General features: G+C 62.7%; 2 protein-coding genes. Both read left to right on the forward strand.

All coding sequences use genetic code 11. The features are described 5' to 3' along the window. The first annotated feature begins 784 nt into the window (after positions 1 to 784). Positions 785 to 994, forward strand: a complete 210-nt coding sequence (locus FS320_RS43615) for a hypothetical protein (protein ID WP_152718679.1) — start codon at positions 785 to 787, stop codon at positions 992 to 994. Further along, positions 978 to 1,205: a hypothetical protein gene (locus FS320_RS43620; RefSeq protein ID WP_152718680.1), complete on the forward strand. Its 228-nt coding sequence runs from the start codon at positions 978 to 980 to the stop codon at positions 1,203 to 1,205. Before FS320_RS43615 ends, FS320_RS43620 begins: the two co-directional genes overlap by 17 nt. Positions 1,206 to 1,264 lie beyond the last annotated feature (59 nt).

Consider the following 1,264-nt stretch of genomic DNA (forward strand, 5'->3'; position numbering starts at 1 on the left):
AGCACGCGGCTGCGAAAACCCAGGTGAACGAGGCGGGGTAGGGGCGGTACTCGCCTTCGGGGACTACGCCACTCATCCGCTCGTTGCCGCGTTAATCACCTGGAAACCATGCCACCGCACCTTATCGGCAGGGTGTGAGTATCCGCCGCTATCTCAGAAGAGAGGGCCTCCGGTGGAATTAGCTCTGGTCGTACTCGTCGTGGCCACCTTCGCGGCTTTGGTCGTCCCATCGCTCGTGGGCGTGTTCCTTGATCCAGGTGAGTTCAAGGATCGTCCGACCCCACCAAGTCTTGCTCCTCGCAAGGAGCGCAACCGATTTGGGTTGCCGAACTGGCTGCTCATGCCGCACCTCCGAAAAGATCGCTCTTCGCAGATTCAGCATCAGCCATCGCCCTATGGTCGCGAGCGATCTGCTCCATCATTGCCAGTTGCTCGTCCGCAAACGCCTGAGTCATTCGGCGATCCTCGATCCAGCGCGGATAAACCCGTCGTCGTTGCTCCACTTCCCGTTCGGCGCAAGTAGCTCACTGCGCTGCTGTGAAGGTCATGGACACCCCTCGATCTGCAACGCACCGTGCTCGGCAACCGATACGCGAGAATTGATCTCAGCCGCCGGTACAGCGGAAGGGTGAACGAGCGGCAGTTGCTGCCCGCGTCTTTCCCACCACCTGAACGGGACCTGCGCGACGCTGCAAAGAGCCTGGCGCTGGCAGCCACCGGCCAGAAGGTCGGCCCCCTATGGTGCTGGATGCGGTAAGGCTGCCAGCCGCCGAGCGAGAAGGAGATGATCCAGCGCGGCCGCCGCCTCGAAGGGTTGACGCGAACGATCGCCATGACGGCCAGCCCTGCGGATCGCGGCCCCGGCAGGCCAAAGCGTCAACCGCAAACGCCAGAGGAGCAAGCTCGCAAGGAGCAAATCTTAACGAACCCCGGCAAAGGTATCCAGGCCGGGCTGCGCGAGCGGAAGGAGACCATTCATGTCGCGGCTGAATGAGACTGAGGCCACAGTGGAGCAGCGCGCCCGTGCCGTCCGGTATTGGGAGCAAGAGATCCGTCCACGGATAGCCCCCAAGGAGCAGGCCGAGCCGAAGGAAGATCCTTTCGCGGCTCTTGTGCGCCTCAAGTCCGAGGGCTGGGGCGATCTGGCGGCCAGCGAGGCTATCAAGGCGACCTTACGGAACACGAACAAGGGTGGGGCCGCATGAAGTCTAATGAGCGCTGACATCGCGGTCGATCTTCCCGCGCGCGAAGGTCATCCCTTTGG

It is taken from the genome of Microvirga tunisiensis (assembly GCF_009296175.1).
Classification (GTDB): domain Bacteria; phylum Pseudomonadota; class Alphaproteobacteria; order Rhizobiales; family Beijerinckiaceae; genus Microvirga; species Microvirga tunisiensis.

Coding starts and splice junctions, on each gene's coding strand:
- FS320_RS43620 (WP_152718680.1), top strand. CDS start 978: ATGTCGCGGCTGAATGAGACTGAGGCCACAGTGGAGCAGCGCGCCCGT.
- FS320_RS43615 (WP_152718679.1), top strand. CDS start 785: ATGATCCAGCGCGGCCGCCGCCTCGAAGGGTTGACGCGAACGATCGCC.